The organism is Acetobacter fallax (genome assembly GCF_011516735.1).
Taxonomy (GTDB): Bacteria; Pseudomonadota; Alphaproteobacteria; order Acetobacterales; family Acetobacteraceae; genus Acetobacter; species Acetobacter fallax.
In genome coordinates this window covers 20,398-42,572 of sequence record NZ_WOSX01000011.1, presented here as the reverse complement: position 1 = coordinate 42,572, position 22,175 = coordinate 20,398, and the positions used below count along the sequence as shown (strand labels likewise).

Sequence of the window (22,175 nt, the reverse complement as noted above, 5' to 3'; positions counted from 1 at the left end):
CCCTGCAAGATACACGATGTTATTTTCATATAAAAATTAGTAAATTTTATGTGTATAATTTAGTAAACACAAAAAATATAACAATTTCTTAATAATAAATTACATAATTATATACTTTATTTCTTATTAAGAAAATTTCTATTTTTCATTTATAAAATTAATACAATTCACAATTTTACACAATTCAATAAATAATCCAATCATCTGTTTACAAAACGAGATTTTTTTGAAACTTTTGAAATCCAGACGCGAAGAACTATTGCAGAATTCTCCGCAGATGGCTTGTTAAAGTAATGGTACTGAGGTTTATTATGTCAGTAGTTTCTTCCGTAGAGCAGTTTTATAATAATATCCTGCAAAGGCAGGCTGATTCCAGTGGTCTTGCTTACTGGGTCAATGCCGCCAGCAGCGGCACCTCACTGGATTCTGTCGAATCGCAACTCGCCACTTCGGCGGAAGCTCAAACAAATGTTGATCCCATTATCCAGATGTACCAAGGCATCCTTGGGCGTGCCCCTGATGCCGCCGGGCTGCATTACTGGGTCTCGATGGCCACCGGAGGCGTATCTTCAGCAGATATCGCTTCTCAGATGATCAGTTCGGCCGAAGGTCAGGCCATCTATGGTACAGGCGCTCTAACAAACGACGCTATTACCAGCCTTTATGAACATGCTCTCGGACGCGCTCCGGCAGACAGCGAAATCAGTTTCTGGGTAAATTCCGGCGACACGCTAAGTCAGGCAGCAGTCGGCATCGTAGAATCGAATGAGGCGAACGGCCACCTTGCAACATCCGATCTGAACTACCTTCTTAACATCGGTCAGGGTCTTCCTGCCTCAACACCGAACCAGATCGCGATAACCGGAACACAGACAACTTACACCGGAACGTCTGGCAATGACGTATTCACGGCACCAACTACTATTACAGCCAATGGTACCAGCGCGACGACACTCCAGTCCGCAGATACGATCACCGGTAATGGCGGCAACGATACCCTGAACGTGGAACTGGCTGCAGCGACCACGACAACCACGACGACGACTTCGACCACCGCTCCAGCCACGACTACGGCTACGACTGCTGCCACGACCACTTATACCCCGACGCTGACCGGGATCGGGAATATTGAGTTATTCAACTCCCCTGCAGCCACAGGAACCATAGATCTTATCAACACCACCGGTGTCACAACTGCCGGAGTTGAAAATAGCAGCAAGAGCCAAATGGTCTATGACGACGCATCGTCTGTCACCACGGCGAATATCGACAATTCCACCGGGGCTGCAGTTACCATTGACGGGACGACCACATCTTCCTTTACGGCGAACGTCAATGCATCCGCTGGCAGCACGCTGAATGTCACAGGATCAGCATCAGCGCCTCTGAGCAATCTGGCTCTCAACCTGCAGTCAGGATCTTCTGCTTCTCTGAGCAACCCTGATACATTTACAGCGAATGTCACGAACGCTGATGCCCTGAAAACACTGACAATCAACAGTGACGCAGCAGGGGCGGAATCACTTGCGGGCACGGGCATGGATGCAACCGGGGCAGTCACAGTTGCGAACGAAGGAGCAACAAGTGGCACGACTGGTTCACTTGATCTGTCCGGTGAAACATTCACGCAGCTATCGACCTTTGACTCCACCACATATACTGGCAGCATTACAGGACTCAAAATTGAGGGCGACGCTAACGCGGCGTCAGCCACTCTCGGCAATGGCAATAATGCTGCCATTCTCGCTAACGATGCCAAACTGACATCTGCCACGACCGGAAATGGCAACAACAGCATCACGCTCAGCGGCGACAACAGTCTCACCTCCATCTCTGTCGGAAATGGTAACAACGACATTGATCTGAGCAATCAGGCAGACAGCACGAACGGCTTTGCCGTGACACTGGGCAACGGAAACAACACTGTCGCTCTTGGGGCTCAGGACACTACCAAGGCGACATTCACTGCCGGAACTGGCGCCAATACCATCAAAATGACAGATGGCGCGATTACGACCGGTGGCGACAAATTCTCCAACTTCTCTACTCTGGAACTCGGAGCCGATCAGGCGTCTCCCGCAAAAGGCACGTTTGATCTGTCGCAGCTTGCCGGAACCGGTGTCTCTACCGTGCAGGTCACAGGGAACCAGACATTATCTAATGTTGTACTGGATAATGCCTCTGATGGTCTGACGCTCGCCTCGACGTCCGACGCCGGATCTGATTCCGGATGGGTGGGCAATATGACGGTCAATCTCGGGAAAACTTCAGGCAACACACATACGCTCGACGTCAGCCTGAATGCTGTCGGTGGTTCCGGCGATACAACAACAGGTGTTACCGGACAGGAAACAGCTGGCACGCTGACACTTGGTCAGGTCGCCGGTCAGTCGGCGTCCTTTATGCCTGGACACTCAACCGAGACCCTGAACATTGCATCGACTGCAGTGGCAGGCGGCACCGCTTCGGCCACAGATTACACAAATACTTTGCAGACCATTGATGCCGCCAATCTGACGAACCTGAATCTTACTGACAATGCAGCACTCTCTGTTGGCGACATTTCCAATGTGGCTCAACTGAGCAGCATTCAGGCTTCAGGAAGTGGTGATCTTACGATCAGTGGCATTGATGGGGCGAACAATCTGAGCAGCTTCGATGCGTCTTCTTCTACGGGTCAGATTAACCTGACGACTGATCTGTCCGGGGACACTTCAGACTTCGTCTATAAAGGGTCATCTGGCAACAATATCGTCACCGTTACAGAGAACGCTGGATCAACAGCGACGGACAGCTTCACTGGCGGCACCGGAAACGACACGTTCAACATCAACGAAGGAGCATCGGGAACCGTCAAAAACAGCTTCACCGGTGGTGCGGGTGATGACACGTTCAACATCAACGGCAGCAATGGTGAAAATACGTTCCACTTCAACGCTGCGTCTGATTCTGCCCTGTCAGCGACAGACCCCGCTAAATCTCTGACGTATTTGAATTCAAAAACCGATACGATCAGCGGTTTCACCACAGGTGATCAGCTTGATCTGTCGAAACTGGGCCTGGATAGTGCTGACGTACTCATTGCGGGCGCGAGTTCTGCAATTACCGGTACCATCACATCTTCTGCTGATCTCACCAGTGTTGCGGATTTGTTCAAAGGCGCTACGGATGAGACGCTTTATAGCGCTGACACGCCCAATGCTACAGAAAGTGCAGCCAGGACGACTGATATTGGCGGAGTTCTTGTGTCTCAGACGGATGCTAACAATGTCTATGTGTTTGTTGACGCCGATAACAGTCATAGTTTCTCTGCTTCCAGCGACATGGTGATCCATCTCCAGAACGACAATGGGCTTAGTGCTGCAAGTGTCGCCAGGGATATCCAGTTTGCCTGAATAGCCGGGTTGATCTGAAGCATTGAAGGTTCCCGTATTTGCGGGAACCTTCTTTTTCGCCCGATGTGACGCAGGCTATCCTTGCGACCGCTTCCTGACCTGAATGGACAGGGAAAATGATATTAGAATATTTTGAAGATATTACTGAAAAAACCAGAAGATATTTATCTTCACCAGAAAAAACATTTCACAAGAGCATTGAACGTCTTGAAGCAGGTGATCTGCAAAATCAGATAAAAGCAGTACGTTCTCTGTCTCATCTTGCGGAAAATGGTGACTATAAAGCCGCCTTTCAGGTAGGCCTGTGCTATCTGAAAGGTCAGGGAGTTCCGGGGTGCCGCAGACAGGCCATTATCTGGCTGGAGCAGGCTGCCCATGCCGGTCTTACAGAAGCAATGACTCTCATGGCCTTTCTGTGCCTTGCAGGTCTTCCGGATATGGAACACGCCGGAATTTTTAATAGCGACCATTTACCCGAAAATACTCTCGTTTCTCGCCCGGATATTGATACTGCGTTTAGCTGGGCTGAGCGGGCGGCAAAGGCAGGCAGCGCTGACGCTCATGCCATCCTTGGGCAAATACTCAGTTCAGGGCCGCCACACTATCGGAATCCTGGACTGGCTGAGACTCATTACCGGCATGCGCGAGATGGAAGAAGCCGGCGCGGTATGCTGGGGCTGGGGATATTCCTTCTCCGGAATGCAGCACAGAAGCCTGACGCCTTAAAAGAAGCCGTAAGAATTCTTGAAGAAGCCTCAGATGCAGGAATGTCTTTTGCATCGTGGCTTCTGGGTGGATTGTATGAGATGGGACAAGGTGTTTCCCGCGATTTAGGCAAGGCTTTTCTCCATTATGAAATTGCTGCCAATAGTGGACAAAGACAAGCTCAGACCAGAACGGGCATCTTTCTTCTTGAAGGAAAAGGGGGGAAGTCGGATCTCACTGCAGGTGAAACCTGGTTACGAAAAGCTGCGCTGACCGGAGACGCGGAAGCCGCTTGTCGTCTGGCTGTTCTGCACAGCACTTCAGATGGTGCAGGTCCGAATATGATTGAAGCGGCAAGCTGGTGCAAACGCGCTATCGAGCTTGGTCACTCGGGTGCAGCACTTCTTCTTGCGGATTGGTGTTCCAGCGGACGCTACCATGAAGGAACTGAAGACCAAGGCACGGAATGGCTATTTATCGCGCTTGATATGGGAGAAATCACGGCAATTGCCAGGATCGGCGAAATTGTCCGAAATCCGGTCATAGCCGCCTCGTTCCGGAAGACCGGACTTGCAAAGCTGGAGCACAGATCCCGAAACGGTGACGCACTCTCTGCATGGCAGTTGGCATTGTGTCTGATGACATCACCGAAAGTAGAAGCGGATAAAGTTGTTTCGCTTCTGATGCAGGCTGCTGAAGGGGGTATTGTCGATGCCCAGGCCAAACTGGGAGAAATATTCGTGAACGGTCATTACGTGACGCGAAACATCCGGAAAGCCATCACCTTCTTACGGTCTGCCGGTGAAAGTGGGCATCTGGGCTCGACGTTGCTACTTACTGTTCTTTTCGAGGGAGGACATGGCATCAATAAAAATATTAACGAATCAAAATACTGGCTTAAAAAAGCAATTTTCATCAAAAGAAATATAATGTCTGCTCAACCAGTCGAAGAGCCTTGCGTCTGAAGTTCTGACATCTGACCCGAGGATGTCAGATTCGAGATTATTCCCTCACAGAAGTGAGGGATGCCATTATGATTACATTTTCCGGGTGCGACGTCCTGGATTTAGCCATACCAGAGAGGCCTGCATCTACATCCGGAAATAAGTTCTGAAGATTAAATTACTTAATCTTTCAGATCGCGCTGAACTTCTGGCTTCCGCAAAAGAGCGTCAACTTCCATGGCGTAATCAAGCGCCGTGTCAGGCTGAAAATGTATTTCGGGCGCCATGCGCAGCCGAAGCGTGTGCGAAAGCTGAGTTCGCAGGAATGACGAAACACGCTTCAATGCAGGTAACACGGCGTCCACATCGTTTCGGCCAAGACGTGCCACAAAAGCAGTTGCATGCTTTAGATCCGGAGAAATCCGAACCTCAGTTACAGTAATGATCACGCCTGCAAGATCCGGATCACGGAACGTCGTCCGTGCGAATACCTCCGCGAGAACCCGGCGCACTTCTTCAGACACCCTCAGCTGACGCTGAGACGGCCCCAATTCGGCGAGGCCGGCGAGTCGCCCCGCCGGCCCCTTTCCATCTGTTTTACGAGAAGATCCCCGGCTCACGCTGGAACAAGCTCCATCTCATAACACTCGACAACATCACCCTCACGCAGATCGTTATAGCCTGCGAACGACAGACCACATTCATACCCGCGTGCGACTTCTTTGACGTCATCCTTAAAGCGCTTCAGCTGGCTGAGATCACCCTCATGGATGACAACGCCATCACGCAGCAGGCGTACGCCACAGCCACGCCTGACCACACCTTCTGTGATGTAACAGCCTGCGACCTTGCCGACCTTGGTGATATTAAACACCTGACGAATCTCGGCATAACCGAGGAACTTTTCGCGATGTTTCGGCGCGATCTTGCCTTTGACAAGCTGCTCGATGTCATCAGCCACCTGATAGATAATCGAGTAGTAACGAATATCCACACCGTCGCGCTGAGCCATTTCCCGTGCCTGAGATGTTGCACGGACGTTGAAGGCGATGATGATTCCGCCGGACGCCTTAGCCAGTTGCACATCACTCTCAGTGATCTGACCAACGGTCGCGTTCAGAACACGAACTGCAACTTCCTCATGAGCAAGCTTCTCGACCGTTGCCTTAATCGCTTCGGCTGAACCCTGCACATCGGCCTTAACGAGAACAGCAACTTCCTTTTGCGCTCCGGCCTGAATACGGGCCAGCATCTGATCAAGTGTTCCACGCGCTGCGGTCTGCCCCGCAACAGTGTGCTCCTTAATCTTTCGCTGACGGAATTCAGAGATTTCTCTCGCCCGATTCTCGTTTTCGACAACAACAAAAGGCGATCCTGCTTCAGGCACTCCGGCGATACCCAGAATTTCGACCGGCATTGATGGACCAGCATCAGCGATCTGCCGATTGCGATCATCAAGCAGCGCGCGAACGCGTCCCCACTCTGCACCGGCAACGACGATATCGCCTTTCTGCAAAGTACCTTTCTGCACGAGCACCGTCGAAACGGGTCCGCGACCACGGTCAAGACGCCCTTCGATAACAACGCCTTCCGCAGCGCGATGCGGATTAGCCTTCAGATCGAGAATTTCGGCCTGAAGCAGGATGGCTTCTTCCAGTTTGTCGAGGTTTGTCTTCTTAAGAGCCGAAACCTCAATATCCTGAACATCACCCCCCATCGACTCAACCACAATTCCATGGCTGAGCAGATCCTGGCGTACGCGGGCAGGATCTGCTCCCGGCTTATCCATCTTATTGATGGCAACAATAACCGGAGCATTTGCGGCATTTGCGTGTTTGATAGCCTCGATCGTCTGCGGCATCACACCGTCATCAGCCGCGACAACCAGAACGACGACATCCGTCACCGATGCACCACGTGCACGCATAGCCGTGAAGGCTTCGTGACCGGGCGTATCGATGAAAGTAATTTTCGCACCGGAAGCAAGTGTCACCTGGTAGGCACCGATGTGCTGAGTGATGCCTCCTGCTTCCCCTGCGGCTGTATCAGTGGTGCGCAGTGCGTCCAGCAACGATGTCTTGCCGTGATCGACATGACCCATGACGGTAACAACCGGCGGACGCGGACCCAGATCGTCTTCTTTATCCTCGACGCCAGCAATACCAATTTCAACGTCACTGTCAGCAACACGGCGTGCACGATGCCCGAATTCTTCGACCACAAGTTCCGCTGTGTCCGCATCAATGGACTGTGTCACGGTCGCCATGACACCCATTTTCATGAGTGACTTGATAACCTCGCCCTGACGGGCGGCCATACGGTTGGCGAGTTCCTGAACCGTGATGGTTTCGGGCAGAATAACATCACGTACAACCCGAACCTGGTCAGTCCGGAGCCGTTCCAGTTCGGCCTGGCGCCGCTCACGCTCACGCTGACGACGCACAGACGCGAGTGACCGGGTTTTATCGTCATCACCTTCGATCGCAGCCTGAACATCAATTCGACCGGACCGGCGACCTGTCTCTTTCTTCGCCGCACCAGGCCCCTTACGAGCTGGCACAACAGGCCCTTTCCGGGACGGACCGCGACGATCATCCTCACCTTCACGACCGCTACCACGCAGACGCAGCGTTTCTCCGGCAGGAGCCGAAGGCTGAGGAGCCGCAGCAGCTGGCGGCCGCGTCTGAACCAGAGGTTTCTCCGGCATGATAGCACGTTCGGCCAGCGGCCGGAGCCGCCCTGGCGGAGGAGCCAGAGTCACCGTACCCGGAATCGGCTTTGCCGAAACGACCGGACCAGCTTCCTCAACAGGCACCTCAGATGATGCGGGCTTTTCCGCACCCCCCTGAACTGCCACTTTAGCTTCCGCTTCCTCACGTACCTTTTCTTCGGCAGCGCGACGCTCGTCCTCTTCACGGCGCCGGGCTTCTTCGGCGGCGGAAAGAATCTGAATCTTTTCCTGCTCGATACGCTGAGCCTCGCGAAGCGAGGCCTCACGGCGCTGCTCATCAAGGACGCGGTGACGTACTGCCATTTCGGCGTCCGTCAGCCCTTTCTTAGCACCTGCGCGACCGCCTCCAGGACCACGCCCGCCACCAGCGACACCAGCTTTTGGCGCGCCAGGACCGGGCTTGCGGTTCTTACGGACCTCGACCTGGACTACTTTTGAACGACCATGGCTGAAGCTCTGGCGCACGGATCCAGCATCAACTGTGTGCCCCACCTCCGAACGGCCCGCCGGCCGCAGGGACAGACGCCCCTTACCCTGATCCTGATCGTTGCCTTCGCTCATTTATCCGCCTGTTCAACCCGATCGTCGGATATATCCGACGCACGCAGAGTGACCGCACCGGCCACTCCTGCAAAACGTTCACTTTCCTGCTGCAGGCGGGTAGCCAGGGCTCCCCTCCGCAGCGCCGCGTGCACCACGCGCTCGCGACCAAAAACATGCCCCAACGACAATGCCGTCAAAGGCTTTACTACTGGCAGGTCACGCGCGCCTGACAAAAGCCTGGCACACTCATCAGGACTTCCGTCTGATGCCTGCACAATCAATCCAACCTGCCGTGCCTCGATCCATTCACGAACCTTAGCGTAACCACTCACACTTTGCCCTGCCCTTCGGGCAAGACCAAGAATCTCGACTACGCGCCGTGCAAGTCCGGACTCGATCACAGCCACCAGATCAGATGGAATTACAACCTGTCCCCGCGCAGCTCTTGCGAAGACTCCGCGAGTCCGTGCGGTTTCTAGCACATCCCGACGGGCACTCAACCAGATTCCCCGTCCAGGCAGCCGCGCGTTCAAATCAGGCACCAGTCCACGGTCTGGCCCGACGACGAAACGTAGCATAAGTTCGGGAGCCGCGCGTTCACGTGTTACCACGCAACGGCGCAGCGAACCCTGCTCGTTTTCATCATCTTCCGAACCACCATCGGAATCCCGAAGATCCGATGGCGGCACATGAGACGCCTCTAAAGCGTTGGAAAAGCACTCAGAGTCATTGCTGGACGTCGTGCTCAGGAGACACCTCCTTAGCAACGTCAGGCGCCTGTTCCGCATCGTCATCAAACCAGTGCGCTCGCGCAAGCATGATGATCTCGTTCGCAGCCTCCTCGTCGATCGCAGCGGTTCCGAGAATTTCAATGAGTTCATCACCGGCGAGATCAGCGAGATCATCCAGCGTCTTCACGCCATTTTCACCCAGCGTCACCAGCATCTGATTGGTAAAGACATTCAGCGCGACGACATCATCCGTTACGCCCAGTTCCGCACGCTTCGCGTCGAGTTCCTCTTCCTTGCGAATAAGGAAGCCCTCCGCACGACGAACAAGCTCCTCGACTACGGATTCGTCAAATCCTTCGATTCCACCAAGTTCTTCCGCATCAGCATATGCGAGCTCTTCGATCGTATCGAACCCCTCCGTTACCAGCAGACCCGCGATAACATCATCCACATCCAGTGCTTCGACAAAAAGCCCCGAGCGACGGCGGAATTCTTCCTGACGGCGTTCCGATTCCTCGGCTTCCGTCAGAATATCAATATCCCAGCGAGTGAGCTGACTGGCCAGACGAACATTCTGACCACGGCGACCAATTGCCAGACTGAGCTGCTCATCAGGCACAACCACCTCGACGCGACCGGCATCCTCATCCATCACAACTTTTGAGACTTCGGCCGGAGCCAGAGCATTAACGACAAAAGTCGCCGCCTGAGGGCTCCACGGGATGATGTCAATTTTCTCGCCCTGAAGTTCGGCTACCACAGCCTGGACGCGCGATCCACGCATACCAACGCACGCGCCAACCGGATCAATAGACGCATCACGCGAGATCACCGCCATCTTGGCCCGTGATCCGGGATCACGAGCGACTGCCTTAATCTCAATAATACCGTCATAGATTTCCGGCACTTCCTGAGCGAACAGTTTCGCAAGAAAAGCCGGATGTGTCCGCGAGAGAAAAATCTGAGGACCACGAGGCTCATCACGAACATCGTAGATATACGCCCGCACCCGATCTGAATTCCGAAACATCTCACGCGGGATCAGCTCATCCCGACGCAGAAGCGCCTCGGCCGAGCCGATCTCAACCATAAGGTTACCGTACTCAGTACGCTTAACAGTACCGTTGACGACTTCACCCACACGGTCCTTGAACTCATCATACTGACGCTTCCGCTCATATTCACGAACACGCTGCACGATGACCTGCTTAGCCGTCTGAGCCGAGATGCGGCCAAAATCAATCGGCGGCAACGGATCAATCAGGTGCTCACCGAGCTGAATTTCCGGCTTGAACTTACGGGCGATATGCAGCGGAATCTGAGTCTCCTCATTCTCCACCGCTTCAACGGCCTCAGTCCACCGGGATAGCCTGACTTCACCGGTCTTACGATCGATGGTGGCCCGGATATCCTTCTCATGGCCATATTTCGCACGGCCCGCCTTCTGGATGGCCTGCTCCATCGCCTCAAGGACTTCTTCGCGATCAATCAGTTTTTCGCGCGCAACAGCGTCAGCCACAAGAAGCAGCTCGGGACGTGAAACGGAGGTATCCATACTCTTCAGAACTCCAAGACAGACCAGACCCTGAAAACCCTGTCAGTCAGACTTTGCAAACATCAGGAGCGAGCCATCTCTGCCACGAACCCATTCGGTTTGCATATGATATCACATGAGCAGCTTTGCCACCCTGGCACGATAGCCTAATGACGCCGCTGCGGCTTTTTCTTTTCGGCAACACCACTCTCTGATGCTCCCCCGGCCTCAGCCGGATCTTCATCCACCGGTTTCGCGGGACGCATCATCTGCTGCGTTGCCTCGATCAGCGCATCCGTAAGAACCAGCCGCGCCTTCCGCAATTCACGAAACGGGAGAACAACCTCACTCCCGTCATCAAGACGGAGACGACCACCCTCTTCGCCCGCCCCCAGCACGACACCGGAAAACCGGCGCCGACCGTTCACCGGAACCAGCACTTCAGCCTTCGCAACGTGTCCGGCAAAACGATTCCAGTCTTTTGGCCGAGTCAGAGGACGATCAATACCGGATGATGAAACCTCCAGCGTCCAGTTACCCGGAATTGGATCATCGACATCAAGTATGGCACCGGCAGCATAGCTGATCCGCTCACAGTCGTCGACGGTGATCAGAGATCCGTCGACGCGGTCAGCCATCACCTGCACCGTAGGCGTATCACGTCCAAGAACAGACACACGCACAAGCTCGAAACCGAGTTCATGAAGACTCGGCATGATCAGCTCAGCGATGCGGGCCTCAAGGCCGGTATGTGTCGAAAGAGCTTCGTCCAAAACAAAAAAGGCGGCCGTAAAGGCCACCCCCCAAAAGCCGGAAGATGAAAGGAATTTCGCCTGTTTAAGGTATTTCGTCACCAACCGCAAGAGAGCGTGTGACGCCTGCTTCATTCAGAGACAACATTCTTTCCGGCTGCGCGACGTTCAGTTACGATAAGGCACGACCTTACATGGAATTTATAACGCTCTTCCCTTGCGCACGCCTTCGGTGCGATGTCTGATCGGCAAAGCCATGAGCCAGCAACCAGATCCTCTTCGCAAAGCCCGGCCAGAAGCCGAAACCACCGGTGGCGGTCTGCGCGCTATGGTCATAACGGTGGCGGGAATCAGCCTGCTTGCCGGAGGGGGCTTCTGGCTCAACAACAGTTCAAATTCGCCATCTTCGGCGCCACCCGTCACCCAGGGCACGACCGGACTTGCCCAAGAAGCCGCTCATACAGGCCCTACTGTGGCGGCACAGTTTGCACTCATCGCCCCTGAGCACGCGGCAAAGGCTCTGCGGGACGCCGGATACTCAGCCTCAGAACAGGCCAAAATTCTCGCAGGCATCAAACGGCGTGAATACCGGCTTGTAAATCTGCCGTTTTTCGATGCCGGAGGGCACGGCGGAGCTGTATCGGTTCAGTCCGGTCCCGTGACACGCGTCGTGCTGCTGTCGCAGAAGCCGGTTTCCGTGATCCTGCCGATCCTCATCAGTGGCGAAGTTCAGGTGAACCCGGTCTCTGACCCCGGGGTGGCCGGCGTGGAACCAGGTGCACTGACAATTCTTGGCCCGATGGCATTGCCGGCAATCCATCGTGATGAATATCTGACTATGACAGTGATCGCACAATGAACGAGGCAAAATCCGTCTGCTGGCTGTCGCCGGCCGGTCCGGTTATAAGCTGTGCATTCAGGAGAATTACGGCATGAAGAGCCTGCTACCGGCCCTGAACCGGTTCATGCCGGTCATGATGGTAATTTTTCTGCTACTTGCGAGTCTGCAGGCCGCGGCCAGCCTGCATCTTTCTCTCGCAAGTCTCGACCATTTCATGAAATGGTGTGCTCCGGTATGGCCGATGCTCGCTGCGGCGGGTGCGCTGTTTACGATTTCCGGGCTATTGTTTGAAACGCGTGCCGAACGGATGGCACGTAAAGGGCTTCTTCGCCGACGGGGATGGATGATGGACGTTCTGGCGCGACTCACCAATCGACATGCTCTGGAGGAGATGCTCGCCCGCGAACAGCGGGATACGACCATTGACGCCGAAGAGCTGGCAGCCAACCTGAGAGCCCGTGTTATCGGCCAGGATCAGGTATGCGAGGATATGGCGGCTCAGCTGCGGCGCCGGCTCGCGCTTCAGGTTCGCGGCAAACCTGTTGGTATCTTTCTGCTCGCCGGCCCTCCTGGCACGGGTAAAACCTATCTTGCCAAACAGCTGGCTCGTCAGCTTGAGCGGCCTCTGCTGCATTTCGACATGACGCAGATGAGCAGTCCGCATGCGGCAACGCAGCTGTTCGGCTCACCTAAAGGCTATGTCGGGTCCGATACCTACGGAAAACTGACGGGTGGACTGAAAGAAAAGCCGGATGCCGTGGTGCTGCTCGATGAGATCGAAAAAGCGCATCCTGATGTATTCAAGCAATTCCTGATTGCCTGGAACGACGGATATGTGACCGAAGCGTCGACGGGCGCTCATGTCTCGACAGTGCAGTCGATCTTCGTTCTGACATCCAATATCGCCACCGAAGCACTGACGGCTATTGCGGACCGGCTTTCTGATGATCCTGATAAAATGCGTGCCGAATCGGTCGAGGCGCTGCGTCAGGCGGGTTTCGCACCGGAAGTGCTCAATCGTCTCGATCGCATTTTTGTATTCCGCGCCCTGAAGGGGCTGGATGTTGCGCGCGTCTCCGCACTCGAAATTGAGGCCATGATCGAAAGTTACGGCCTGAAAGTTGAAACCGGCGGTATTGACCCGGCGATTCTCATAGAAGTTATGCGGCGCCAGATGCGTATGGGAGACGCGGCGTCCGCCCGTGATCTGGTACGATCGATTGAGGAGATGATCAGCGAATCTCTGATCGTGGCGCGGCAGCAGGGTGCGAAAATGGTGCGGATCGTCAACGGCGAGGACGGCATAGCCGCGGAAATTGCCGATGAGTCGGCATCGCCCGCCCGTGCTCACCTGACGCCCTGACAGCAGTAATAATTATGTCTGCTGCTTCGCGTCTCTGGCGTCGTGCGCCGCTCTGGCGTCTTGCTCTCTTCGGGATGGTCTTTTTCTCAGCCATCACCGTCTTCTATCCTGCTCCATGGCTGTTACGTGTCTTCCCTCCCTTTTCCAGACTGACCCACAAAGTCGACCATATGCTCGGGAGGGATGCGCCTCCGGCTGCCGGTAGCGACGAAACTGCTGCCAGCGAGACCGGGCAGGCCCCTCCGCCAGCCCCGGCCGGAGGGAATGCCTCGCAGGGAACAGGCATGGCCGCCGCGCCCCCCATTGATTCAGAACTGACAGATATCCTGCCATTTGCAGGGCGTCAGCTGCCACTGCCGGCAGGCACGTGGCACCCTGTGGTAACGACACAGGACGGCCCGCACGGTGAACTCACGAGCAATGTCCTGGTCAGAACTGACAAAGGCGTCGTAACCGGAGTGATTATCGCCCGGGCGACCACAGCTTCCGTGCCACCTGATGGTGTTGGCGAGATTGAAGCCCCCTGTCATGACGATCGCGACTATATGAGGCGTGTTCTCGGGTCCACTGCGCACTCCAGCCAGTGCGTCGCAACATATTCCACCCTTACCATCTCAGATAATGTCAGCGGATCCGCGACTATCAACTGGGCATTCAAGCGACTTCACGTGCTTGGTTTTCCTATGCCGCCCGTGCTCGTTTCAGCCTTGTGGTCACACATTGTTCAGGCACAGGATGGCGGAGTTAATTTTCAAACCGTTGAAATTGCTCTGAGTCCGGCGGATCCCGGTTCAGCCAAACTCAGTACATCGCTCGATGACTGGTCAAAGCAGGGCGTGGGTCGGTCAGCATTTACTGCCCGCTTTGTCGGCGCTGTAAACGAGTGGATTATCGCCTGGGCACCGACTCTTCTTCAGGGGTATGATGGTGCGCTGAAACCAGCCTCGAGCCCACGTCCCGGCTCAGAGGATCCGGCCTGGCACGGATAATCAGCCCGCCTCTCTGCGGGCAGCATGTGAGTTTTAAAAAAGGAACCGCTTTCAGAAACTAACTGGCAGCTCCGAAGACGCGACATCGCTTCGTCAGTGCTCTCTTATACCAGCGGCTGTGCAGACTACCTGTGGTTGAAAATATCCGGGGTCAGCCCGGAGCCGGCAGGGACCGCAGAGCCCTGTCAGTCCTGTACCTGCCAGACTCACACAGGTCAAAGACCAGACCCTCTGGATTACCACCCTGCTGCCGCCTCTTCATCTTCCACGCGGCTTTCAATCCAGCGGCATCGACCGTCCGAAAATTCCTCGGATTTCCAGAACGGGGCACCTGTCTTGAGGCGGTCAATCAGGAACCGGGTTGCATCAAGAGCATCCGCACGATGGGGCGCCGCAGCAAGTACCAGTACCACAGGCTCACCGACCAGAAGCCGTCCAAAACGGTGAATGATCGTGCACCCACAGAGAGCGAATCGCCGGATTGCTTCGCTTGCGAGCTTCGTCAGCATCTGCTCACTCATGCCCGGGTAATGTTCCAGCGACAAAGCCACGAGACCATTACCTCCACGCACCACGCCAAGAAAAGAGCCCAGACCGCCGATATGGATCGAACCGGCCAGCAGGCAAGCCATCTCTGTCCCCACGTCAAAAGGACTCTCCTGCACCAGCACCCGCAGACTCGCTTCAGCTTCAGAATGCAATCCGGCCATTGAGGACTCCTGAATGACTTGTCGATGCGACGTCTCTGACTATCCCCCCGTCATTGGCGGAAAAAACGCAACCTCATCGCCGTCATGAAGTGGCGCCTCGAAATCTGCAAGAATCTTATTAACAGCGACACGCACTGTACCTGGTCCTGAAAATACCGCATCGAGCACGGCATCATTGTCACGCCGGGACATCAGCATGGCGCCTACAGTCATTACACCATCAAGCGAAACAACCTCACGCGAACGTCCCACGCGTTCACGCAGAGCCGCAAAATACAGAACCGTTACCGTTCCGCTCATGCCGTCCTCCAGCCTGGCTGTAACAACTCACTCACTGGCTATTCAATGCGTCGGGACCAGACCAGCGGGAGCAGTTGCAGCTTTACCGGTCGAATCGTTTGTCCCGGTCCGGTGTGACGCTGACGATTTCACAGTGCTGATCGAACCATCAGGGTGGATGATGGTCGTGGTCCCGTCTCCGTTCGGAATTTCGATAGTCGAATTGCCCGACTTCCCGGCACCAAATTTTTCTGCCGCATCAGGTTCCTGGCTTGGCAGGCCTGAACCGGAGAAGCTGTTATTCATATCGTCCCCAATCGAGAGATTCCCGCCATCGGGCAACTCACCTTTGGGACCAGTTCCGAGTGTCGAATCACGTTCGGCAGCTACGTCCGAGAGAGAGGGCAATGGTTTGGGCGCACCAGGCCATATGTTACCTGATTCGGGCAGCAACGGAGTCTCAGCGTAAGCATAACCACGAACACGACGCATCGTTTCAGAGTCGCCATGCGGTGCGTTAGGATTTTCCCCTGGCCACGTCGCCGTATCACCCACCCATTTGTCAAAGCCGGAACATCCGCTCAACACCAGCAACGACGCCACAAGAGCGGCTTTCCGCATAAGTCTTTCCCCGTCTCAATCGGCCCCGGCGCGGTATCCACACCATGTGCCGGCCCCTTGATACAAGTGTGACAGCCCAAGGTAAATCAGCACTTACCGCAATATTCTGTCGGCGCCATTTTACCAGTGGCAACGACACGGCGCGGCCACATCCGGCAACACAGCACAAAAAGCACCCGTTACAACGAAGAAAAATTTTCAGGGAATCAAATCAGCCGCTGTCTTCGGTGTGGCCTGTTCAACGTGACGAAGTCCTGCGACCAGGTAGTCCCAGCCTGTCATCAGGGTCAGAACGGCGGCGATCCACAACATGACCGAACCCACCAGACTGACGGGCAGCCAGGGCATTCCGAGGAGCACGCCGGTGCTGTCGCCCGCCAGGAGAAAACCGATTGCGGTCATCTGGAATCCTGTTTTCCACTTGGCAAGTCGCGTAACAGGAAGACTGATGCGCGTTCCGGCAAGATACTCGCGCAATCCGCTGACCAGAATTTCCCTGCACAGAATAACGATAGCAGGCCAGAGAGCGCCAAAGGTCAGCTTCCCAAGGCCGGCCAGCACCATCAGGGAAGCGCCGACCAGAAGCTTATCCGCAATCGGATCGAGCATCCGTCCCAGATCAGATTGCTGTTTACGCGACCGGGCGAGATGACCGTCAAAGTAATCAGTCACCGCGGCGACGATGAACAGGAGGCATGCCGCTGCTGCGGCGCCGGGCCGGTTGATCGCAACGAGAGCAACCAGAACCGGAATGGCGACAATCCGTGACAAAGTCAGCAGGTTCGGCAGATCGGTTATCATCGGCCTACGATACTCCAGTTCGCCCTGGGCCGAAACGGCTCGCTATGCACAAATACCCTCGTTGAGGTGGCAATTTCGTGACCAGTTCGCACATTGCGCCACATTCGCGACCCAATAATTTTTTATGTCGGAGCCCAGTCGGGGTGAAAATGTCCGTAAATGGCCCGCGCCGTCTCGCGATTAATGCCTGGAGCAGCTTCGAGTTCGGAAAGACCGGCCTGTCCGACGCCCCGAGCGGAGCCGAATCGGTTCAGCAGCGCACGTTTTCGTGCCGGACCGATTCCCGGAATTTCATCAAGCTCCGATTTTACCAGAGTCTTCGAACGCCCGGCACGATGTGTTGTAATGGCGAAGCGATGGGCCTCATCTCTTAGTCGCTGGAGATAGTACAGCACAGGATCACGCGGTTCGAGCTGAAAAGGAGGAGCCTCGCCAGTGTAAAACCATTCCCGTCCTGCGTCCCTGTCCGGCCCTTTCGCGATACCCACCAGTTTCACGTCCGTGACACCCAGCCTGTCCAGCACCTCGCGCACGGCGGAAAACTGACCGGCGCCGCCGTCAATCAGCAACAGATCCGGCCAGTCCGGAGGCCGTCCCGCCTCGCCAGAGGCTTCTGCCTCGCGCAGCGTCCGTCCGAAGCGGCGTTCGAGCACCTCGCGCATCATGGCGAAATCGTCGCCCGGCGTGATGGAGCCCTTAATCCCGTATTTGCGATAGGACTGACGATCAAATCCTTCCGGGCTGCCGACAATCATCACGCCATAGGGATGAGTGCCCATAATATGGCTGTTATCGTAGACTTCGATCCGAACGGGCGGTTTATCCAGCCCGAATACCCGCGCGACACCTTCCAGAAGTTTTGCCTGCCCGGCGCTTTCCGCCAGCTTCCGCTCAAGAGCCTCGCGGGCATTGGTTTCTGCGTGTTCGACGACTTCACGACGCTCGCCACGTTGCGGATGAAGGATTTCTGTTTTGTGCCCGCGCCGGATCGACAGTGCTTCTGACAGAAGCGCGACCTCGGGCAATTCAGAATTGACCAGCACAAGCGGTGGAGGCGGCTTGTCATCATAAAACTGAGCAAGGAAAGCTGCCAGAATATCCGCGCTGCTCTCGTCGCGCGTATGCACCGGATAGAAGGCGCGGTTACCGTTGTTCCGACCGCCCCGAATGAAGAACACCTGAATGCATGCCTGCCCTCCCTGCTGCCAGACTGCAATGACGTCCCCGTCCCTGATCGAGGTGGGGTTGACGACATTCGAGTCCTGCATCTGCGCCAGCGCGCGGATGCGGTCGCGCAGGATCGCTGCTCTTTCGAAGTCCAGAGATTCCGCCGCACGCTCCATGTCGGCAGCAAACGTGGCCTTCAGCTCTTTGTCATGGCCTTCGAGAAACTCTTTCGCCTGCGCCACCAGACGTGCGTAGTCTTCCTGACTGATCCGATCAACACATGGGGCTGAACACCGCCTGATCTGATGCAGCAGACAGGGACGCGTGCGGGAGGCGAACACCGCATCTGAGCATGTCCGGAGCAGAAAGACACGCTGCAGGATATTCACAGTCTGATTAACGGCCCAGGCTGACGCGAAGGGCCCGAAATAGCTGGCCCCTTTTTCCATTTTGCCACGGTGCTTGGCAATCTGCGGAAACGGGTGCTGCTCAGTCAGCACAAGCCACGGGTAAGTCTTGTCATCGCGCAGCAGGATGTTGAAGCGTGGCTTCATGCGCTTGATATAATTGGCCTCAAGCAGCAGCGCCTCGGCCTCGGTGTGGGTCGTCACGATCTCCATAGAGATCGTCTCCGTGACCATGCGGCGCAGCCGTTCGGGCAGACGAGACAACTGAGTGTAGGACGTCACCCGCTTTTTCAGCGCGCGCGCCTTACCAACGTAAAGCACCTCTCCTCTGGTCCCGATCATCCGGTAGACGCCGGGGGAAAAGGGCATAGTTTTCAGCGCCTGCTGGATTGCAGCCACGCCCGTCACCACCGGTGCGGCGTCGGACGTGTCCGGAGCATGCACAATCAGATTACAGCCCGGAGTCGATCCGGTCTGATCCGCAGTCCCATCAGGGATTTTATCAGTCATAGAAATTCATCCACTGAAAGTGTGGATAACTCTGTGGAACGTAAGATGACAGATTGATGGACCCCCCGGTTTTCCGCCTTGAACCTTGGATTGCATAAATTTTAGACACAGCAACTAATCCATTGATTTTATTGTATTTATTTTAATTGGTGAGTCACTGAGTTTCACGAATCGTCGGAAACAATTGAAATCACTACGAGTCAATCCCGGACGTGGACAAAATTCATCGGATACCGCTGAACGTCGCCGGAATGCATGATCCCTGTTTGTTCCACAATCCGACATCGCTCCGGTTGCTCAACCACGAGCCATTCTGACGAGTTCAGGCGCCTCATGCTCCGTGGTCGCGGATCAGGACCCGGATGCCCCGACCGGAGGTGCAGGAAGAGCGACAACAGAGGCTTTCTCTTCCGCCTTCCGCAGCAGTCTGAGGAAATTACCTCCCCAGAACGCGGCGATTTCACTCCGGTCATAGCCTCGCCGCATCAATTCTGCCGTTAATGCAGGAGAATCGGCTGCGTTCTCCCATCCTTCGAGTTGTCCGCCTCCGTCAAAATCAGACGAAATCCCGACATATTCTGGTCCGAGGCGCCTCACCACGTAGTCGAGATGATCCATGTATTCCGCAACAGTAGCGCGCCGACCGCCCAGTTCAGCGCGAGGACGCAGAAAACCACTCACGGCGGTAATCTGGATGAGGCCACCGCTCTCTTTCAGCGCATCAAGCTGTGTGTCATCCAGGTTGCGCGGGTGATCACACAATGCCCGCACGCACGCATGGGTTGCCACAACCGGCACGGATGAGACCCCGACAGCCTGCAGCATTGTGTCACGCGAGGTATGTGACACGTCGACCAGAAGTCCAAGTCTGTTCATTTCGGCAACAGCTTCCCGCCCCAGAGCCGAAAGGCCGCCGTGCCGTCTTTCGGTATCCCCAAGCAATCGGCTCGGCTGACCGGAATCCGCCAGTGCGTTGTGTCCGTTATGGGTCAGCGTCACATAACGCGCACCGAGATTACGGAACCGGGCAAGCAGGCCGACATCTTCGCCCATACCATACCCGTTCTCCACGCCCGGAACGACCGCCAGAACACCTTCCCGATAAGCAGTCTCAATATCGGTGCTGGTCTGGCAGATGCGTGCGGTCAGTCCGTCACGAGTCCCCTGCATGTGGGTATTGATCGCCTGCAGCATTTCGATCGTCTGAGTTTGAGCAGCCCTATGCCCTTCAGCGTCAACCACGCCCTGCGGGATGTAGGCAACGAAGCATCCCGCTGCCAGATGTCCCCGTTTCATTTTTGGAAAATCAACATGGCGCCGGGGGGTGTCGAGAAAAGCATCATCCCGGTCCGGCCATGGAATGTCGATGTGACTATCCAGTGTGAGCAGAGACTGATGAAGCGCCAGGACTTCGGGTGAGATGGAAGGCGAAGCAATTTCGGAGGTCATGATGGGGAAATCGGTCCTGACAGTGAGGTTTGCAAGATCGTCTGTATGTTACCGGAGACGCAGTCTGCCCCGGCAGAGAGCGTCATGACCAGCCATGGGCGAATCTCTCTTGCCCTGTGTTCGCTGATGGGCGATGCCCCTGTCCCATGCGTATTGCCACCTGGAACATTAACTCCCTTCGCCTCCGTCTGCCGCTGCTTGGCGAACTCAGCCGACAGTTCCTGCCTGACGTGATCTGCCTTCAGGAAACCAAGGTGCCAGACCCGCTATTCCCGGAAGCAGCCCTCACGGAACTCGGATACCCTTACCAGATGCGCCGGGGAATGAAGGGCTACAACGGTGTCGCCATCCTTTCGAAGCAGCCCCTTGAACCGTCACACGACACGCCTGACTGGTGTGAGAAAGGCGATTGTCGTCATGTCGCTGCCCGTGTCGCGGGCACGAACGGACCAGTGGAAATCCATAACTTCTATGTACCGGCGGGCGGCGATATTCCGGACACCGAACTGAATCCGAAATACGCTCACAAACTTGCTTTTCTGGATGAGGTGACGGCCTGGTTCAGGACTCATCACCTGACACGCTCTGTCATTGTTGGCGACCTGAACGTCGCGCCACTCGAAAACGATGTCTGGAGTCACAGGCAGCTACTGAACGTTGTGAGTCACACGCCTCCCGAGACAACGCGCCTGACGGAATGGATGGAAACCGGATTTACAGACGCGATGCGTCACTTCATCCCACCGACAGAAAAACTGTATACATGGTGGTCTTACCGGAACCGGGACTGGCAGGCGTCCAATCGTGGACGGCGTCTGGACCATATCTGGATTACACCGGATCTTCAGCCATTTCTCGACGGTATGACGGTGGTGCGGGAGGTGAGGAACTGGACCTCGCCTTCGGATCACGTACCGGTCGTCGTGGATTTATCGGCCTGAAAAAGGCCGCCTCCCCTTCGCGGGAGACGGCCTGACTGATCAGGCCTTCGCGGCCCCGCCTTCCGGATCAAGACGATAGCCACCGCCTTCCGTGATCAGCAACGTTGCACTTGACGGATCGGGCTCAATTTTCTGACGCAGACGATAGATGTGTGTCTCAAGGGTATGCGTGGTCACGGCAGCATTGTATCCCCAGACCTCGTTCAGCAGTACCTGACGCGGTACCGGCCGGGTTCCGGCACGGTAGAGGAATTTCAGGATAGCGGCTTCTTTCTCAGTCAGACGGATCCGGCGGTTACGCGCCGTCTCGACCAGCAGCTTGGCTGACGGGCGGAACGTATAAGGCCCGACGGTAAACACCGCATCTTCGCTGTTTTCAAAGATGCGAAGCTGAGCCCGGAGGCGCGCAAGCAATTCAGCAATCCGGAATGGCTTTGCAACATAGTCATTCGCACCGGCATCGAGACCACGGACAATGTCCTCCTCGTTGTCGGAACCGGTCAGCATGATGATTGGCATCCTGATTCCGGCGCGACGCAACTCGACGCAGAAATCGCGACCATCACCATCCGGCAATGTCACATCAAGAATGACGGCATCAAAACGGGAATCAGGGGTCTTCAGAGCCACCCAGGCTTCCTCGACCGATCCCGCCTCAACGGCTTTGAATTCGCCGTCCACCTGAAGCTGCTCGACAAGCATATGCCGAAGAGTCTGGTCATCGTCGACGATCAAAATTGGACGTGCGCCCGACATCTCTAC

At 55.5% G+C, this 22,175-nt stretch carries 18 protein-coding genes; 6 read left to right on the top strand and 12 right to left on the bottom strand.

Annotated features, from left to right (window positions below; translation table 11 throughout):
- The first annotated feature begins 311 nt into the window (after positions 1-311).
- A complete protein-coding gene (locus GOB85_RS07815) occupies positions 312-3,395 on the top strand; it encodes a DUF4214 domain-containing protein (protein ID WP_173576999.1) in 3,084 nt (1,027 codons plus the stop codon).
- A gap of 116 nt (positions 3,396-3,511) precedes the next feature.
- Positions 3,512-5,065, top strand: coding sequence for an SEL1-like repeat protein (locus GOB85_RS07810; RefSeq protein WP_173576998.1), 1,554 nt, complete (start codon positions 3,512-3,514; stop codon positions 5,063-5,065).
- A gap of 161 nt (positions 5,066-5,226) precedes the next feature.
- On the opposite strand, the gene rbfA is transcribed toward GOB85_RS07810, so the two are convergent.
- From rbfA to rimP, 5 genes are all read right to left on the bottom strand, one after another.
- On the bottom strand, positions 5,227-5,664 hold the full coding sequence (rbfA, locus tag GOB85_RS07805) for a 30S ribosome-binding factor RbfA (protein WP_173576997.1): 438 nt from the start codon (positions 5,662-5,664) through the stop codon (positions 5,227-5,229).
- Positions 5,661-8,336: a translation initiation factor IF-2 gene (infB, locus tag GOB85_RS07800; RefSeq protein WP_173576996.1), complete on the bottom strand. Its 2,676-nt coding sequence runs from the start codon at positions 8,334-8,336 to the stop codon at positions 5,661-5,663. The genes rbfA and infB overlap by 4 nt, the downstream gene beginning before the upstream one ends.
- Positions 8,333-9,007 (bottom strand): RNA-binding protein, encoded by a 675-nt coding sequence (locus tag GOB85_RS07795; RefSeq protein WP_338421675.1) that lies wholly within the window; start codon positions 9,005-9,007, stop codon positions 8,333-8,335. The genes infB and GOB85_RS07795 overlap by 4 nt, the downstream gene beginning before the upstream one ends.
- 37 nt (positions 9,008-9,044) lie before the next feature.
- Positions 9,045-10,604, bottom strand: a complete 1,560-nt coding sequence (gene nusA, locus GOB85_RS07790; protein WP_173576994.1) for a transcription termination factor NusA — start codon at positions 10,602-10,604, stop codon at positions 9,045-9,047.
- A 146-nt stretch (positions 10,605-10,750) separates the two neighbouring features.
- On the bottom strand, positions 10,751-11,383 hold the full coding sequence (rimP, locus tag GOB85_RS07785) for a ribosome maturation factor RimP (RefSeq protein WP_338421674.1): 633 nt from the start codon (positions 11,381-11,383) through the stop codon (positions 10,751-10,753).
- Positions 11,384-11,591: 208 nt separating this feature from the next.
- Here rimP and GOB85_RS07780 point away from each other — a divergent pair, with 208 nt between their 5' ends.
- The 3 genes from GOB85_RS07780 to GOB85_RS07770 all read left to right on the top strand — a co-directional run bounded on the left by GOB85_RS07780 (position 11,592) and on the right by GOB85_RS07770 (position 14,528).
- Positions 11,592-12,194 (top strand): hypothetical protein, encoded by a 603-nt coding sequence (locus tag GOB85_RS07780; protein ID WP_173576992.1) that lies wholly within the window; start codon positions 11,592-11,594, stop codon positions 12,192-12,194.
- 73 nt (positions 12,195-12,267) lie between these two features.
- Positions 12,268-13,539, top strand: a complete 1,272-nt coding sequence (locus GOB85_RS07775) for an AAA family ATPase (RefSeq protein WP_173576991.1) — start codon at positions 12,268-12,270, stop codon at positions 13,537-13,539.
- 14 nt (positions 13,540-13,553) lie between these two features.
- A complete protein-coding gene (locus tag GOB85_RS07770) occupies positions 13,554-14,528 on the top strand; it encodes a hypothetical protein (RefSeq protein WP_173576990.1) in 975 nt (324 codons plus the stop codon).
- Positions 14,529-14,764: 236 nt separating this feature from the next.
- Here GOB85_RS07770 and GOB85_RS07765 read toward each other — a convergent pair whose 3' ends face one another.
- The 6 genes from GOB85_RS07765 to GOB85_RS07740 all read right to left on the bottom strand — a co-directional run bounded on the left by GOB85_RS07765 (position 14,765) and on the right by GOB85_RS07740 (position 20,472).
- Complete coding sequence (locus GOB85_RS07765; protein ID WP_173576989.1) at positions 14,765-15,238, bottom strand: molybdenum cofactor biosynthesis protein MoaE; 474 nt, start codon at positions 15,236-15,238, stop codon at positions 14,765-14,767.
- A 39-nt stretch (positions 15,239-15,277) separates the two neighbouring features.
- Complete coding sequence (gene moaD, locus GOB85_RS07760; RefSeq protein ID WP_173576988.1) at positions 15,278-15,538, bottom strand: molybdopterin converting factor subunit 1; 261 nt, start codon at positions 15,536-15,538, stop codon at positions 15,278-15,280.
- A gap of 42 nt (positions 15,539-15,580) precedes the next feature.
- Complete coding sequence (locus GOB85_RS07755) at positions 15,581-16,138, bottom strand: hypothetical protein (protein WP_242011362.1); 558 nt, start codon at positions 16,136-16,138, stop codon at positions 15,581-15,583.
- A gap of 198 nt (positions 16,139-16,336) precedes the next feature.
- On the bottom strand, positions 16,337-16,939 hold the full coding sequence (gene pgsA, locus GOB85_RS07750) for a CDP-diacylglycerol--glycerol-3-phosphate 3-phosphatidyltransferase (protein WP_173576987.1): 603 nt from the start codon (positions 16,937-16,939) through the stop codon (positions 16,337-16,339).
- A gap of 122 nt (positions 16,940-17,061) precedes the next feature.
- On the bottom strand, positions 17,062-19,023 hold the full coding sequence (gene uvrC, locus GOB85_RS07745; RefSeq protein ID WP_173576986.1) for an excinuclease ABC subunit UvrC: 1,962 nt from the start codon (positions 19,021-19,023) through the stop codon (positions 17,062-17,064).
- 351 nt (positions 19,024-19,374) lie between these two features.
- Positions 19,375-20,472, bottom strand: coding sequence for a dipeptidase (locus GOB85_RS07740; RefSeq protein ID WP_173576985.1), 1,098 nt, complete (start codon positions 20,470-20,472; stop codon positions 19,375-19,377).
- Between the two features lie 146 nt (positions 20,473-20,618).
- Here GOB85_RS07740 and GOB85_RS07735 point away from each other — a divergent pair, with 146 nt between their 5' ends.
- Positions 20,619-21,413 carry an exodeoxyribonuclease III gene (locus GOB85_RS07735; protein WP_173576984.1) on the top strand — a complete coding sequence of 265 codons (795 nt, stop codon included), beginning with the start codon at positions 20,619-20,621 and terminating at the stop codon, positions 21,411-21,413.
- A gap of 39 nt (positions 21,414-21,452) precedes the next feature.
- On the opposite strand, the gene GOB85_RS07730 is transcribed toward GOB85_RS07735, so the two are convergent.
- Positions 21,453-22,169 (bottom strand): response regulator transcription factor, encoded by a 717-nt coding sequence (locus GOB85_RS07730; protein ID WP_173576983.1) that lies wholly within the window; start codon positions 22,167-22,169, stop codon positions 21,453-21,455.
- Between the last annotated feature and the right edge of the window lie 6 nt (positions 22,170-22,175).

What these genes read in the sequence shown, in the direction of transcription:
- GOB85_RS07815 (WP_173576999.1), top strand. Translation starts at nt 312, where the DNA reads ATGTCAGTAGTTTCTTCCGTAGAGCAGTTTTATAATAATATCCTGCAA.
- GOB85_RS07765 (WP_173576989.1), bottom strand. Translation starts at nt 15,238, where the DNA reads ATGGCCGGATTGCATTCTGAAGCTGAAGCGAGTCTGCGGGTGCTGGTG.
- GOB85_RS07810 (WP_173576998.1), top strand. Translation starts at nt 3,512, where the DNA reads ATGATATTAGAATATTTTGAAGATATTACTGAAAAAACCAGAAGATAT.
- GOB85_RS07770 (WP_173576990.1), top strand. Translation starts at nt 13,554, where the DNA reads ATGTCTGCTGCTTCGCGTCTCTGGCGTCGTGCGCCGCTCTGGCGTCTT.
- infB (WP_173576996.1), bottom strand. Translation starts at nt 8,336, where the DNA reads ATGAGCGAAGGCAACGATCAGGATCAGGGTAAGGGGCGTCTGTCCCTG.
- uvrC (WP_173576986.1), bottom strand. Translation starts at nt 19,023, where the DNA reads ATGACTGATAAAATCCCTGATGGGACTGCGGATCAGACCGGATCGACT.
- GOB85_RS07780 (WP_173576992.1), top strand. Translation starts at nt 11,592, where the DNA reads ATGAGCCAGCAACCAGATCCTCTTCGCAAAGCCCGGCCAGAAGCCGAA.
- GOB85_RS07775 (WP_173576991.1), top strand. Translation starts at nt 12,268, where the DNA reads ATGAAGAGCCTGCTACCGGCCCTGAACCGGTTCATGCCGGTCATGATG.
- GOB85_RS07740 (WP_173576985.1), bottom strand. Translation starts at nt 20,472, where the DNA reads ATGACCTCCGAAATTGCTTCGCCTTCCATCTCACCCGAAGTCCTGGCG.
- moaD (WP_173576988.1), bottom strand. Translation starts at nt 15,538, where the DNA reads ATGAGCGGAACGGTAACGGTTCTGTATTTTGCGGCTCTGCGTGAACGC.
- GOB85_RS07735 (WP_173576984.1), top strand. Translation starts at nt 20,619, where the DNA reads ATGCGTATTGCCACCTGGAACATTAACTCCCTTCGCCTCCGTCTGCCG.
- pgsA (WP_173576987.1), bottom strand. Translation starts at nt 16,939, where the DNA reads ATGATAACCGATCTGCCGAACCTGCTGACTTTGTCACGGATTGTCGCC.
- GOB85_RS07755 (WP_242011362.1), bottom strand. Translation starts at nt 16,138, where the DNA reads ATGCGGAAAGCCGCTCTTGTGGCGTCGTTGCTGGTGTTGAGCGGATGT.
- nusA (WP_173576994.1), bottom strand. Translation starts at nt 10,604, where the DNA reads ATGGATACCTCCGTTTCACGTCCCGAGCTGCTTCTTGTGGCTGACGCT.
- GOB85_RS07730 (WP_173576983.1), bottom strand. Translation starts at nt 22,169, where the DNA reads ATGTCGGGCGCACGTCCAATTTTGATCGTCGACGATGACCAGACTCTT.